General features: G+C 52.4%; 14 protein-coding genes and 1 riboswitch. Of the genes, 4 read left to right on the top strand and 10 right to left on the bottom strand.

Features of this window, described 5'->3' with window-relative positions; translation table 11 throughout:
• Positions 1-127: 127 nt before the first annotated feature.
• Complete coding sequence (locus BN6628_RS05925) at positions 128-1,081, top strand: metallophosphoesterase family protein (RefSeq protein ID WP_068615510.1); 954 nt, start codon at positions 128-130, stop codon at positions 1,079-1,081.
• Positions 1,082-1,113: 32 nt separating this feature from the next.
• Entirely contained in the window at positions 1,114-1,971 is an 858-nt protein-coding gene (locus BN6628_RS05920) for an SMR family transporter (RefSeq protein WP_068615508.1), read from the top strand.
• A 102-nt stretch (positions 1,972-2,073) separates the two neighbouring features.
• Here the strand turns inward: BN6628_RS05920 and BN6628_RS05915 are convergent, their stop codons facing one another.
• Together BN6628_RS05915 and BN6628_RS05910 are read right to left on the bottom strand one after the other, a co-directional pair.
• The gene (locus BN6628_RS05915) at positions 2,074-2,643 is read right to left on the bottom strand and encodes a PadR family transcriptional regulator (protein ID WP_068615506.1); all 570 of its coding nucleotides are present in this window, start codon (positions 2,641-2,643) and stop codon (positions 2,074-2,076) included.
• Positions 2,644-2,667: 24 nt separating this feature from the next.
• The gene (locus BN6628_RS05910) at positions 2,668-4,185 is read right to left on the bottom strand and encodes an MDR family MFS transporter (protein ID WP_089153536.1); all 1,518 of its coding nucleotides are present in this window, start codon (positions 4,183-4,185) and stop codon (positions 2,668-2,670) included.
• A 202-nt stretch (positions 4,186-4,387) separates the two neighbouring features.
• Between BN6628_RS05910 and BN6628_RS05905 the strand changes: the two genes are divergently transcribed.
• Complete coding sequence (locus BN6628_RS05905) at positions 4,388-4,636, top strand: DUF3949 domain-containing protein (RefSeq protein ID WP_068615504.1); 249 nt, start codon at positions 4,388-4,390, stop codon at positions 4,634-4,636.
• 91 nt (positions 4,637-4,727) lie between these two features.
• Entirely contained in the window at positions 4,728-5,816 is a 1,089-nt protein-coding gene (locus BN6628_RS05900) for a M24 family metallopeptidase (protein WP_068615502.1), read from the top strand.
• 137 nt (positions 5,817-5,953) lie between these two features.
• On the opposite strand, the gene BN6628_RS05895 is transcribed toward BN6628_RS05900, so the two are convergent.
• The 8 genes from BN6628_RS05895 to BN6628_RS05860 form a co-directional block, all read right to left on the bottom strand.
• Positions 5,954-6,661, bottom strand: coding sequence for a queuosine precursor transporter (locus BN6628_RS05895; protein WP_068615500.1), 708 nt, complete (start codon positions 6,659-6,661; stop codon positions 5,954-5,956).
• Between the two features lie 127 nt (positions 6,662-6,788).
• Entirely contained in the window at positions 6,789-8,417 is a 1,629-nt protein-coding gene (locus tag BN6628_RS05890) for a cobyric acid synthase (RefSeq protein ID WP_068615498.1), read from the bottom strand.
• 28 nt (positions 8,418-8,445) lie between these two features.
• Positions 8,446-9,285, bottom strand: a complete 840-nt coding sequence (gene cobS / locus BN6628_RS05885) for an adenosylcobinamide-GDP ribazoletransferase (RefSeq protein ID WP_068615497.1) — start codon at positions 9,283-9,285, stop codon at positions 8,446-8,448.
• Positions 9,282-9,842: a bifunctional adenosylcobinamide kinase/adenosylcobinamide-phosphate guanylyltransferase gene (gene cobU / locus BN6628_RS05880; RefSeq protein WP_068615495.1), complete on the bottom strand. Its 561-nt coding sequence runs from the start codon at positions 9,840-9,842 to the stop codon at positions 9,282-9,284. Before cobU ends, cobS begins: the two co-directional genes overlap by 4 nt.
• The gene (gene cobT, locus BN6628_RS05875) at positions 9,839-10,909 is read right to left on the bottom strand and encodes a nicotinate-nucleotide--dimethylbenzimidazole phosphoribosyltransferase (RefSeq protein WP_068615493.1); all 1,071 of its coding nucleotides are present in this window, start codon (positions 10,907-10,909) and stop codon (positions 9,839-9,841) included. Before cobT ends, cobU begins: the two co-directional genes overlap by 4 nt.
• A 150-nt stretch (positions 10,910-11,059) precedes the next feature.
• Positions 11,060-11,869 (bottom strand): ABC transporter ATP-binding protein, encoded by an 810-nt coding sequence (locus BN6628_RS05870; RefSeq protein WP_082927087.1) that lies wholly within the window; start codon positions 11,867-11,869, stop codon positions 11,060-11,062.
• Between the two features lie 2 nt (positions 11,870-11,871).
• Positions 11,872-12,930: a FecCD family ABC transporter permease gene (locus BN6628_RS05865; RefSeq protein ID WP_068615488.1), complete on the bottom strand. Its 1,059-nt coding sequence runs from the start codon at positions 12,928-12,930 to the stop codon at positions 11,872-11,874.
• Positions 12,927-13,913: an ABC transporter substrate-binding protein gene (locus tag BN6628_RS05860; RefSeq protein ID WP_068615486.1), complete on the bottom strand. Its 987-nt coding sequence runs from the start codon at positions 13,911-13,913 to the stop codon at positions 12,927-12,929. The genes BN6628_RS05865 and BN6628_RS05860 overlap by 4 nt, the downstream gene beginning before the upstream one ends.
• A 237-nt stretch (positions 13,914-14,150) precedes the next feature.
• Positions 14,151-14,360, bottom strand: a riboswitch (cobalamin riboswitch).
• Positions 14,361-14,493 lie beyond the last annotated feature (133 nt).

Below are 14,493 nucleotides of genomic sequence, written 5' to 3'. Positions count from 1 at the left end.
GTTTAAATTGACCAAATCTATTGACGGATTTGAAGGGCAGAGATACAATCACTTAAAACAACATGAAACAACATAAAACAACAGACAACCACGCGAAACCACGTTGCCAAAATGAGGAGGAACGAATATGAGCCAGCAGTTGGCATTCCGGGAAGATGGAACCTTTACTATCGTTCAGTTTACGGACCTGCACTGGAAGGACGGGCAAGAGAAAGATCTGCGCACCCGTGCGCTAATGGAACAAATACTGGATATAGAGCAGCCGGATCTTGCTGTGTTTACCGGCGATGTCATTTACATCGGGAAGGTTTCCGGCGGAGGGCCGGAGTGCGAGTCTCCGGAACACGCCTTCCGCGAGGCCGTCCGGGCGGTAGAAGACCGCGGAATCCCTTGGGCTTTCGTCTTTGGCAATCATGACACGGAACAGCGGATTACCCGGGAAGAGCTATTGCAGGTTGCCCTAAAGCATCGGCATACGGTGACTAAGTCCGGTCCGAAACATCTACCTGGCAGCAACTACACCCTTCAGATCGCTGACCAGGAGGGCAGTCCGGCGGCGAATCTTTATTTTCTCGACTCCGGCAGTTATTCCACGAACCCCAGCGTCCAGGGCTATGACTGGATAAAACGGGAACAAATCAACTGGCTCACCGCCGAATCGGACCGCTTGGGCTCGGGGAGAAAAGGAAGCAAACTGCCTGCGCTTGCCTTTTTCCATATCCCTCTTCCTGAATATAAAGAGGTTTGGGACACCCAAATCTGCTATGGGCATAAACAGGAGCAGGTGTGCAGTCCAGCCGTCAATTCCGGCATGTTTGCGGCACTGCTCGAAATGGGCGATGTTATCGGAACGTTCTGCGGGCATGACCATATCAACGACTATATGGGGAACCTATACGGCATCTCACTTTGTTACGGAAGGGCAAGCGGCTTCAATACCTACGGCAAAGAGGGGTTCCCCCGCGGCGCCCGCTTGATCAGGCTTACTCAGGACAAGCCGGGCTTCGAAACCTGGCTTCGTCTTGAGGACGGCACACCCATAATGGAACAGCCAGCTCATTCCCCAGAGAGAGACCAATAACCAATACCATCAAGAATGGAATGAAAACGTAAATGCTACTCCCCATACTTCTCGTTGTCGCTTCCGGCATGGCCCATGCTGTCTGGAATCTGTTCACCAAACAAAGCAGGAACAAAAGCGTCTTTCTGTGGTCGATCATGATGCTGCCCACAATTTTGCTCCTGCCTTCTTTGATTCAGGAGCTGGGGCTCCAATCCTTGTCTGCCGAAGCTTACGCCTTGATGGCTTTGTCCGCGGTACTGCAAGCCCTGTACTCCTGGCTGTTGTCCCAAGCCTACGAGCTTGGAGACCTTTCGCAAGTCTATCCGGTCATGCGCGGCGCCAGCACTTTACTGGTTCCATTGGTTGGAGTCATTCTCCTGAAGGAATCGCTCTCTGGAGCCGGATGGTTCGGAATAGGCCTGATGCTGTGCGGATTCTTGGTACATGCCGGAATGGGGACCCGGAAGCACGATTTATCGGTCCGGCTGCAAGAGATTAAACCTTTTTTTATGGCGCTCGGGATCGGCGCCTGCATCACCTGTTATGTATTCGTTGACAAGTTAAATTTGCAGCATATTTCCCCTTTGGCCCTCCTAGAGGTAACCAATATTGGTTTTGTAGCCGGCCTTACGCCACAGGTCTTGCTCTCCGGCGAGCTTCGTGCGGAATGGAAGGCTAACTGGCGGACGATGCTGCTCGGTGCCGTGTTGAACCCAGGCTCTTATCTGCTCTTCCTGTTCGCCATGCAGCAAGCGCCCATGGCACATATCGGCCCGCTGCGGGAGACAGGGACTGTCTTTGCCACATTGCTAGGGGTGCTCTTGCTTAAAGAAAAACAAGGAACACAGCGGATTATTGGCTCCGTGGTCATTGCCGGTGGAATTCTGATTGTAGGAATGTGGGGGTGACTCCCAATATAAATTCCGGTACATAAAAAGGTACCCATACACTAAACACTCTTTCAAGTGTCCAGTGTATGGGTACCTGTGTAATTACTCCTGCCTTCTTATCTATTCGTCTTCCAGGATCGGGGTGCTGCCCCGTTCATTCAGCCTTTCGGCGCACGCATCCTCGTACACCCTTTTCAGCCATCCGAGCTCGGTCTTAGCATGCTCGTATCTCCCCGCCATCAGATGAAGGACACTGCGGGATACGGTGCCGATATGCTCCTCATACACCTGGTACAAATAATTCACCTGATGCTCGGCCTCCTCCACTCTGCTCTGCAGAATAGAGGCAATTTTCTTCTGATCGCCTTTTCCGGCAAAAGCGAGCGCAATATACAAGGAATGATAGACCGGCTCAATCTCCTGAAACTTGCTGAGCAGCAGTTTCTCGAAATAATCCCTGCCCTGATCTGTAATCCGGTAGACGGTCTTATCCGGCCGGTTATCACTCTTAATCACTTCCACCGCTTCGATATATTCCTGCTTGGCCATCTGATCCACTGCATAGTACAGGGAACCAATTTGAATCTTGGCGCTCTGGTCGAAGGCACGGTCCCGCATAATCAAACGCATCTCATAAGGATGCATATCCCGCTCAAGAAGCAGTCCAAGAACCGCCAGCTTGATCGACATGATCCAGTCACTCCCCTCGCAAGTCTACTCGGTTTGTCTTGCCGTCTTAGCCTTCACAGACACTCTGTCCTTAGGCATAAGCAGCACGCAGATTACGGCACAGCCAACGGGAATCAGCGTCCACATAAATGTGTGAGCGATGGAAGAGGACATGGCTTCGGTAATCTTATGCAGGACCGGTTCGGGAATCAGCTTCCGGTTCTCTGGAGTCAGCGCTTCCTGAGGATTCCCAAAGTTGGTTGCCCCGGCAGAAGATCCGCCGAAGGCTGACGTCATTTTCTCCGAGAAGGCGTTGCGCTGGATAATTCCGAAGATCGTAATCCCAAGTGTCATGCCAAGAGAACGGAGAAAAGAGTTCGTCGAAGTCGCAGAACCGCGCTGACGCATGTCAAAGTGGTGGATCGCCGCCATACTCAGGACAGAGAACGAGAACCCTACACCGAATCCGGTCAGAATCGTAAACAAGGTCATGATCAAACGGGAGGTATCTGGCGATAAAGTGCTAAGCAGAACAGTGCCTGCCAGGAAGCATACCACAGAGATCATCATAATGTTCCTGAATGAGGTTCTTGTGGTGAGCAGGCCACCCACCTGTGAGCCGGCGACCGAACCGATCATCATCGGCATCAGGATCAGGCCCGAATTCGTGGCTGAGCCTCCAAATACACCTTGAACAAAGATCGGAATATACACAGTAGCTACAATAAACACCGAGCCGTAGAAAAAGGCAACGAGGTTGCTCGTCGCAAACAGGCGGTTGCTCAGCATTTTGAACGAGATAATAGGCTCAGAGGCCACCCGCTCTATCATAATAAACACCACGAACAGCACCGCAAACCCCGCGAATAACCCAATAATCTGTAGAGAATCCCAAGCATATTCCTTGCCGCCAAGCTCCAGGGCGAACATCAGGCACACGACAGCTCCAACTAAAGTTGCCGCCCCGCCCCAATCAATTCGCTGCTTGGAGTGGGACATCGATTCTTTATAGTATGCAGCGATCAGAATCAAGGAAATGATTCCGAGCGGCACGTTGATATAGAATACCCAGTTCCATCCAAGGCTCTCCGTGATAAATGCCCCGAGCAGCGGGCCAAATATACTGGACATGCCAAATACGGCACCGAACAGCCCTGTTGTTTTGCCGCGCGATTCCGGCGGGAAGATATCAAATATAATCGTAAACGCAATCGGCATCAATGCACCGCCGCCAATCCCCTGAATGGCCCGGAATATACTCAACTGCACGATGCTGCCAGCCATTCCGCACAGCATGGAGCCGACCAGAAATACAATCAGGCCGAAAATAAAAAATCGCTTCCTTCCGTACATATCGGACAACTTGCCGAATATCGGTGTTCCGGCCATAACCGTAACCATATAAGCCGAGGTCACCCAAATAAACTGTTCCATTCCACCAAGCTCGGAAACGATGGTGCCCATAGCCGTAGTCACAATGGTGTTATCCATCGCCGACATTAGAATAGCCAGAAGCAGGCCGGCTACAATAAACCTGGTATTCCGCTTACTACTCTCAATCATAAGATCTGTACTCCTCTTAACTTATTCAAATTTGAATACTTATTTACATTAATTATATTCAAATTAGAATAATTTGCAATATCCCTTTTTCTGATTAATCGGTAAAAAACAGCTATAACCTAACTTTATTTGATCTGTATCCGGAACCTCTTTGATTTACGTTTTTAATACTGTATAATTATGGAAAAGGAGGCTGATAATTATGCCAGCTGCTGTTATGATTGGCCTTGCCGTTGTTCTTCTAGGTGCCTTTATACTCATGGTGCGTGTTCAATATGGTTACATTACAGAGCTTAGGAAGCTTAAGCATAAGACCGGGGCCGAGCAGAATGCTTACTATGAGAACCTATCTTATGAGGAGGAACAGCTCCATTTCAGTATGCAGGGCGGATTCTGGCCAGCTGCTGCGGTGGCTTCGTTCATCTACAAACTAAGGCACAGCAAAGCATAATCTACTGGGGAATACGGTGCCCGCTGAGGGCGCCTTTTTTGTTTTGTGTGATATGATATAAAGACTCACATACTAGAAAGGAAGTACTGCTATGAACTCTAAATGGTCTCAACTGGCACGCCACATGCAGGATAACGGGGTACAGACCCTTCTGATTACGGACCCTAAACATATTTATTATCTGACCGGTTTTCTGAGCGAGCCGCATGAGCGCTTTCTCGCCGCTGCAATGACGTTAGGCCAGGAGCCTGTTCTCATCGTTCCCGCGCTTGATGAGGAAGCCGCACGTGCGGCTTCGGATACCATGCATGTGTATACCCACGAAGATACAGATAATCCGTATCTTGTGCTGAGCCAGGCTTTGAAGGGCTCCGCAGGAACCATTGCCCTAGAGAAGAATCATTTGTCCGTCACCAGATTTGAAGCGCTTCAGGAGCATCTGACCTTTGCCCGTTACCGGGATATCGGCCCTTGGCTTCAGGATATGCGGGTGCGCAAATCTCCTGAAGAGATCATAAAGATTAAACATGCGGTCGATCTTATTGAAAAGGTGCTGCAAGAGGGAGTATCCAAGGTACGCGAAGGCGTCACCGAGAATGAGCTGGTGGCGGAGATTGAATACCAGATTCGCCGCTTGGGCGCGGACGGACCTTCCTTCGATTCGATGGTCTTGTTCGGGGAGAAGACCGCACTTCCGCATGGGGTGCCCGGCACAAGAGCACTGAAGCACGGCGATATGGTCATGTTCGATATCGGGGTGTATGCGGATGGCTACGCATCAGATATTACCCGGACCTTTTCCTTTGGGGAGCCATCTCCTGAACTGGTCCGGGTCTACAATACCGTGCTTGAGGCCAACGAAGCGGCCATCCGGGCGATCAAACCCGGAGTGTCCTTCGCTTCCATTGATCTGGCGGCCCGCCGTGTGATTGAGGATGCGGGATACGGTCCATATTTCATGCACCGTCTCGGACATGGACTTGGCATCGATGTTCATGAGTATCCTTCCATCCACAACCAGAATGAGGATCATCTGCAGGAGGGCAACGTGTTCACGGTAGAGCCAGGAGTGTACATACCAAATCTGGGTGGTGTCCGTATTGAGGATGATATCCGTGTCACAGCGGATGGAGTGGAGGTCCTCACCTCCTATCCGAAGAATTTGACGATTCTGGAATAGCCGTCTTCTCAAGAGAATCCTCTAAATAATTAGCAAAAGCCTTATTCCTATGGTCAACAGGGAATAAGGCTTTTGTTTGGGTCTGAACGAGTATATATGGTTTTGGGCGCAGTTTACAGTTTGCACTTTGCCTTCTTCTAGCTCGCGCTTTTTAGAAGAGCTGCCTCATCCTCCGGATGTTTGAAATTGCGGGCGATATATAGAAACGGTGTGCCCACCGCAGTTAATACAAATTTGGCAATGTACGTAGTGAACAAAATTTCCAACCATTCGGTCAGACTGTACAGGCCCGCAAAAGCGATTGTACAAAAAATCAACGTATCCACAAAAGAACTGACCATCGTGCTCCCGTTGTTACGAATCCAAAGCTGATTCCGATCCGGGTAAAACTTACGGATCCAGGCATAGAGCTGCACATCCAGGAACTGGCTGATGAAATAAGCCGTCAGACTCCCGAGCGCCAGCCTTGGCAGCAGGCCGAACAGAGTCTGCATTGCGGGCTGGGCGATATCCCCCTTCTGCGGTTCAAAGACCAGCACCATCTGCATAATAACAGTGGTCATAATGAGTGTGAAGAAGCCGAACCAGACGGCCTTCCGGGCTTCCTCGCGGCCAAATTTCTCATTGAGCAAGTCACTGGTCATATACAAACTGACGTACATCGTGTTCCCAAGGGTCATCACGATACCGAACATATCGATCGTCTTGGCCACCTGGATATTGGCGACAACCGTGGCCACTCCAATCCAGGCGTAAAGCCCTTTTCTGCCAAAGAACTTGTAGCAAATCAAAAAGAACGTGAAGTTCACAAGAACGAACAACACACCCCAGCTAAAATTGAACATCTGTCTCTTCCTTCCTAGTTTTGGTTACGCGGGATGGTTACGAACCGCGGCTGGTCTGCAAGTCAACCTCCGACTTCCGACACAGCAAATCCTACTCTAGCATAACCTTGTCCGGTTATGCCACACTTTATTTTCCAGAGACTTTAGACATCCCGTCGCTTGACTGCTTCCGCAGCCCGGCAATCTCATATATCCGCTCTAAATTGAGGTGCTCCCTTGCAGCCGCAGCCAACCGGTCGAAAGCCCGTTCCTTCCGCTCCGCCGTGTAGAAGGTGAAGTCAACAGGTTCCAACCCCTTCTTCACCCGAATCCCATTAAGCCAAGCCCGCCGCCAATTGTCATTCTCAAACACACCGTGCAAATAGGTTCCCATCACGGTGCCGTCCTCGCTTATCGCTCCCTCAAGCCAACTTACCGCACCCTCTATCCAACGCTTGTCCGAAGGGGAACTGGCATCCGACAGCTCGAACAGCGGTCTTGGGCTGTATTCTTCACACCACCGGGTGTCTCCCATATGAATTTCATAGCCCTCCACCCGCACAGCGGACTCATCGGTACACAAGCTGTGCAGCTGATCAGGCAGGACATAACCGCTTACTCGTGTTGTCCTCTTCTCCGCTTGGAATACCGTATCCACCGGCAGCCAGCCAAGCCCCTCAGTCTGTCCCGCCATGGCGGAATCATAAGCTTCAGGATCGGTAATGGATCTACCGAGCATTTGGTATCCTCCGCAGATTCCCACCAGCCTTGTCTCCGGTTTCCGCATCGCAAGGGCAATAGCCTTGTCCAAGCCTTGATCCCTGAGAAACCCGAGGTCTGCAATCGTGTTCTTGCTGCCGGGCAGAATAATCACATCAGGTATTCCCAATTCCTCGGCACGGGATACATAACGAAGACTTACATCCTCTTCAGCTCCCAGCGGATCAAAATCCGTAAAGTTCGAAATCCTCGGATAACGGATCACCGCAATGTCAATGTGCCTGCCTATCGCCGCAACCGGGTAGCTGTCCAGCACCACCGAGTCCTCCGCCTCGATCTCAAGATCAGGCAGAAAGGGGAGCACGCCGAGAACCGGAATCCCCGTCCGCTCTTCCAGCCAGTCCAGCCCCGGCTTCAGAAGCGCAAGGTCTCCCCTGAACTTGTTGATGATAAAGCCCCGAACCCGGGCTCGTTCAGACCGGGTAAGCAGCTCCAAGGTGCCTACAAGAAACGCAAATACCCCACCGCGGTCAATATCGGCAACCAGCAGGACCGGGGCATCAGCCCAACCCGCCAGGTTCATATTGACGATGTCCCTATCCTTCAGATTAATCTCTGCCGGACTCCCGGCCCCCTCCATAACCACGATGTCAAAGCGGGAACGCAATCTTGCAAGCGCATCCAGAACAACCGGCTTCGCTGTGGGCAGGAATTCGCTGCGGTAGGCCGCTGCGCTCATGTGGGAGAGGGGCCGACCGTGAACAACCACTTGGGAATGCATATCCCCCGTCGGTTTAATCAGAATCGGATTCATGTCCGTAACCGCAGGAATCCCGCAGGCCTCAGCCTGCACCCCCTGGGCTCTTCCGATCTCTAGTCCATCTGGAGTGACATAAGAATTTAGCGCCATATTCTGTGACTTAAAGGGAGCTACACGAAAGCCATCCTGCTTAAAAATCCGGCAGAGCGCAGTGGTTATCACACTCTTGCCTACATCGGAAGCCGTTCCCTGCAGCATGAGAACGGCCCCCTCCGGTTGCACCTCGTTGCTATTCATGTTGAAGCCCTCCACTCTACCTGGATTTTTAATGGGTCACCCCGGTTACGATTAACAAGAGCAGCACTTCAAGCCCCTCATTCAGGGCTCCATAGACATCCCCAGTGAGCCCGCCAAGCTTGCGGCTGATTCGGGAAGAGACGTACGTCCCTACACTCCATGCCGCAAGAGGCAGAACAATCCAGAGGATACCTAGCTTGATCCAACCTGAGCCTGAGCTTGAACCTGAACCTAAATCTAAATCTAAACCAGCACCGTAACCAATGAATACACACAGCCCGAGACCAGCAGCCGACAAGACCAATGCCCAGAGGCCCGCCAGCAGGGCGGATTTGTAACGCATGCCGCCAAATCTTCCCGCAAGCCCCTCAGGCCCTCTGGCCTGGGGCCAAGCTGCCATGGCATAAACCATGAACCAGCGGCTCCACAAAGGAGCGGTAAGCAGCGCCGCCGGGAGAGCAGCCTGCTCAAGCAGCGAAGCGATGAGCGCGGTCTTGAGCAGCAGCAGCAGCACACAGGCAATCACGCCCATCGCTCCAACCCGGCTGTCTTTCATAATCTCAAGCATCTTGTCCCTTGACCGGTAGCTGAGCAGCCCGTCTGCCGTATCCATCCAGCCGTCCAGATGCAGTCCTCCGGTAAGGTACACCCACACAATCAGCACGATGACAGCAGATACAAGCCCGGGAAGCACCTGTGCCAGCAGACATGAGATCAAGCTCAGCACAACACCGATCGCCGCACCTACCATGGGGTAATACCTGGTACTGCGTTTAAGCAGTTCCGGGGTGAAATCAAGCTCTGTTCTTACCGGGAACCGTGACAAAAATTGAAAAGCGGCCAGGAATGCATGACCCCGGCCCCTCATATCAGGTACTCCCTGCTCTTCAATTCCACAGGAATTCCCACCGTAACCAGGAACACCTGGTCTGAAATTTCCGCCGCCTTGCGGTTCAGCCGTCCCGCCAGATCTCTGTATGCGCGTCCAAGCGGGTATTCGGGGACAATCCCGCTGCCCACCTCATTGGTGACCATAGCCAGATTACCCGGATAACGTTTTGCCGCCAGTATCAGGCGTTCGATCTCATCCTCAACCCCTTCCGCATAGTCCGGGGTGTCCCATTTGGCCAACAATACATTGGACAGCCACAGGGTTAGACAATCCACCAGAACAGCGGGCGCCCCATCCGGTGCCTGACTAAGCTCTTCCAACAGATCAGGGAGTTTCAGCGGCTCCTCCATAGTTGTCCAATCATAACCGCCTTCCAGACGCTGCTGCCTGTGGAGACCGACCCGCTCACGCATTTCCTCGTCGAAAATTTGTGCGGTCGCCACGTATACGGCGGATTGCGCCTGTTTCATCACCCATTTCTCGGCAAAAGCGCTTTTCCCGCTGCGGGCTCCGCCTGTAATGAGCGCAATCATGACGGCAAATCCTCTTCCGCACCCGAGATGCCAGCACTTTCAAAGGTCGCCATTTCAGCAGGGATCCGGCAGGCGGCATCGATCAAATGAAGAGCAAGCACCCCGCCGGTTCCTTCACCCAAACGCATCCCCAGATCCAGCATGGGCACAAGTCCAAGCTCACGAAGCAGAAGGGCATGTCCTTGCTCTCCAGAAACATGAGACGCGATCATATAATCCAGGGACTCCGGCGCTAACCTTGCAGCGACCAACGCCGCCGCAGTAGAGATAAATCCGTCAATGACAACGGGAACACGGCTTGCTGCACATTTCAAAATGACTCCGGCAAGTCCGGCGATTTCAAGTCCACCCACCTTCGCAAGCACATCCAGCGGATCGGAAGGGTCCGGTTTATTTAACTCGATTGCCCTCTGTACAATAACCCCTTTATGCCTTAAGCGCTCGTCATTCAGTCCGGTGCCCCGGCCTACGCTCTCAAGCGGAGTTATTCCCGTCAGGGCGCTCATTACCGCAGAGCTTGCTGTTGTATTGCCAATCCCCATTTCTCCGGTTACAAACAGGTTGACGCCCCGGCTCATAGCCTCAGCCACCAAATCAGCCCCGACAAGGATCGCCTTCTCCGCTTCCTCCCGGCTCATGGCAGGGCCGGCTACCATGTTGTCCGTTCCGTATTTAATTTTGCGCTTCAAGAGTCCAAGGTGTCCGATATCCCCGTTCACCCCAATATCCACGCACATTACTTCCGCATGGGCCTGCCTTGCCAGAACATTCACCGCCGCCCCGCCTTCAAGAAAATTCAAAACCATCTGCTGCGTCACCTCAGCCGGAAAAGCACTGACACCTTCCTCACAGACACCATGATCCGCAGCCATAACCACAACCGCCCGGTTAGTATAAGATGGTAGGACTGTACCGCTAATCCCGGCAAGGCGGGCAGCCAGTTCCTCCAGCTTGCCGAGACTTCCCGGCGGTTTGGTCAGGCTGTCTAATCTTCTCTGTGCAGCTTGTACTGCAGAACTATCCGGAGGCGAGATAGGCCCGATTCGATCAAGAATGGTATGACTCATACTACGTACTGCTCCTTTCAGTCCTTCATTCCTAATTAATATAATATAACGGGCTGGACACCCATTCCATTATTACCCAAGTGGGAAACATTCTATATAAAATGAACTTATGAAGGTTACCCTTTAGGGGCGCTGCGATGCCGAGTGTTCTTACAGATTTGCTCCATCCTCAGCGGCTGGCTGCTCTCCACGTCTAAGCATGACCTGCGGTACGCCGGTATCCGGATGGGCAGTCACCGCAGACTGCACTTGGAAGACCTCGTGGATCGTCTCCGGTGTCAGCAGTTCCTCAGGGGTTCCGACGGCTGCCGCCGCCCCATCCTGCAGAACAAGCAGCCGGTCACAGTACAGGGAGGCCAGATTCAGATCGTGCATGACGGCGATAACCGTCACCTCTTCCTCCTGGCGCCACTGGGCCACAAGCTCCATGAATTGAAGCTGATAACGAATATCCAGATAAGTCGTAGGCTCATCCAGCAGCAGCACACGCGGCTGCTGAGCCATGACCTTGCCCAAGGCCACCCGCTGCCGCTGTCCACCGCTAAGCTCATTAACAGGACGATCTGCTAAAGAGTCAAGATCCAGCCGATGCATAATTCTCTTTATGACAGCTTCGGTATCCTTGCTTTGATCCCGGCCAAGCCAATCCAGAAACGGGAATCTTCCCATCTCAATAATGTCCTTGACCGGATACGCGATACTAGGAATGCCATCCTGCTGAAGCACCGCGAGCTTGCGGGCAAGCTCCTTGCGTCCGTAGGCCTCCACCTTCCGGCCATCCACCACGATTTCACCCTCATCAATTCCCTCAACCCCGGAAATCGTATGCAGCAGCGTCGTCTTGCCGCTGCCGTTAGGCCCAATGACACCAAGAAACTCCCCTTGAGACACGCTGAAATTGATCTGATTCAGCACCTTCCTGCTTCCCCGGCGCTTCGTTAACCCTCTGACCTCAATCATGCTCATAACGCACCACCTTCCTGAAGATGAGCCCGGCGCTTCTTGTTGCGATACAGCAGTAGGGCGAAGAAAGGGGCACCGACAAATGCGGTCACGATGCCCAAAGGAATCTCGGTCTGTCCCAGGATCGTACGGGCGATGAGATCGCTCCACATCAGGAATACACCGCCGCATATTGCCGATAAGGGAACGATCAGCCGGTAATCCGGTCCGGTGATCAAGCGGATCATATGAGGCACAACCAGGCCCACGAACCCGATTACACCAGCCACAGACACCGAAGCCGCCGTAAGCAGGGTAGCCACGGCCAGCATAACCAGCTTCGTGCGCTCCACATCAAGGCCTGAATGTGCGGCCTGACGTTCCCCAAGCGCGAACAGATTCAGCCTGCGGGCCCCGCTCCATATGATCAGGAGTCCAATCACCAAATACGGCAAAAGGATGGCCGTATACGACCATCCACGAAGACTCAGGCTTCCCATTGTCCAATATAAAATTTCATTGACCGTCTTCTTCGACATCGCGGTTAGAAAGGCCACCACCGCACCAAGAAATGACTGCATCACCACGCCTGAGAGGATCAGACTTTCAGTTGGAATCTTGCCCTTTTCCCTGGCCAGAACCAGCACCACCCACAAGGTGAGGATGCCTGTCATGAAAGCAACGGCAGGCAGTGTGAAAATTCCAATCAACGAGAACTGCCAACCGAAGAAGATCAGCACAGCCGCCCCGACGGAAGCCCCCGAAGATACCCCCAAGGTAAACGGGTCCGCAAGAGGATTGCGAAGCACTCCTTGAAAGGCTGCGCCCGCCAGAGAGAGCGACGATCCCACGATCAACCCAAGCAGTACGCGGGGTAGACGCACATTGAGTACAATCTGCTCCGAGGCCGTCGTCCAGTCCGGGGTAATGAAGCTGCCGACATAAGGAATCCGGTGCAGCAGAATACGTGCAATTTCCATCAGCGGCAGGGAAACCGAGCCGGTGCCCACACAAATCAGCAGGGTGAGGACCAGCAAAATCAGACTGGCCCCGGTATATCCCGCTAATCTTTTACTCATTTTATCAGATCCGGATAAATCGCTTTGGCTACTTCAAGCAGACCTTGGGTTACACGAGGCCCCGGACGGCTCAGCAGGTTGTCATCCATACCGACAATGCGGTTGTCTTTAACTGCCTTGATTTGATCCCATCCGCTGCGGCCTTTAATAATATCAGCCAATGTCTTCTTGTTCTCATCCACAACGCTCTTAGCATAGAGAATCACATCCGGATTAGCCTTGATAATGTTCTCTTCATTGATCTGCTGCCAGCCTGTCAGATCACCAGCCACGTTGACGCCGCCCGACAAGGTGATCATCTCATCCATAAACTCGCCTTTACCCACGGTATATCCTGGTGAGAATTCGATATACACTTTCTTTTTCTGTTCTGGGGTTAGACTTTTCACGGCGTCGGTCACCTGCTGAAGCTCCTTGTGCATCTGCTCGGTTACCTTTTTGGCTTCAGCCTGGTGATCCGTAATTTGACCGTAGGTTTCAATGTCGCCTATTACAGCATCAATGGTTTTCGGATTAAACTGGAACACCTTGATTTTAAGATCACGCAGCTTCTTAATAGTCTCGGCATTGGTCAGACCAGCCACAAACACCACATCCGGCTGAGCCGCCACGATGGTCTCCACATTGACATCCATTCCGCCCATCTTAGGCTTCGATTTAGCCGCTTCCGGATAATCATCGAAATCCGTCACACCCACAATTTCCTTGTCCAGACCGATCGAGAACAGTGCTTCAGTCTCGGACGGGGCAAGGGATACGATTTTGGCCGGTGCCTTGTCAAAGGTTACCTCTTCTCCAGTCGCATCCTTCAGCTTCAGTGGATAAACCGTCTTCAGCGCGTCCTGCTGCTCAGGAGCTTTCGTCTCCTGCTTAGCCGGCTCCTGTGTCTGCGTTCCTGCCGTGTCCTTATTGCCGCAGCCTGCTGTTACCGCGAGCGCCAGTGCAAGCAGCCATACGGCCCCTAACTTGTTCCATTTCTTCATTGTTTGTCTCTCTCCCCTTCTTAACCTGAAATTAGAAACCACCTTATTACCCCCGAATAGCGAACCTAATCAGCGATGAGTCTTACCGACCGCAGCAAAAGAAAGACCTGATCCTATGGATCAGGTCTACGTCTACGAAAGATTACCCGGCAGCTTCCATCTCACACCAAATCCATGTGAACAGCTATACCGCAGCAATATGTATTTCGACAGAACGTTGTCCCTTCCTCGGAGGACCGCTTGTGAATCTGTAAGGCAGGTCTCCTGACTTCCGGGTTGAATGACGATGGCCCGCCTTCCCATACTTTCACAGTACAGTGGCTAATGATTGGGCTCGTCCCCGGTTACAGTGGCGGGACCGTGCCGGATTTGCACCGGCTTCCCTTTTAACCCCGGATTGGCAAAATGGATACAGCCTATACGGGGACCTTACAGAGCTTGGTTATTCGCTTCATAAAGGTGAATCTACTCCTCTGGATTATAGGGGAAAACATCCTGTCGTACAACCTGTAATTGTTCATCCAGGCCGTTATCAGCAGCTTTATGCGACAATTTTCTGAAATACCGATAATAATACCCT

It is taken from the genome of Paenibacillus tuaregi (genome assembly GCF_900086655.1).
Lineage (GTDB): Bacteria > Bacillota > Bacilli > Paenibacillales > Paenibacillaceae > Fontibacillus > Fontibacillus tuaregi.
This window is presented reverse-complemented; position numbering and strand designations above follow the sequence as displayed.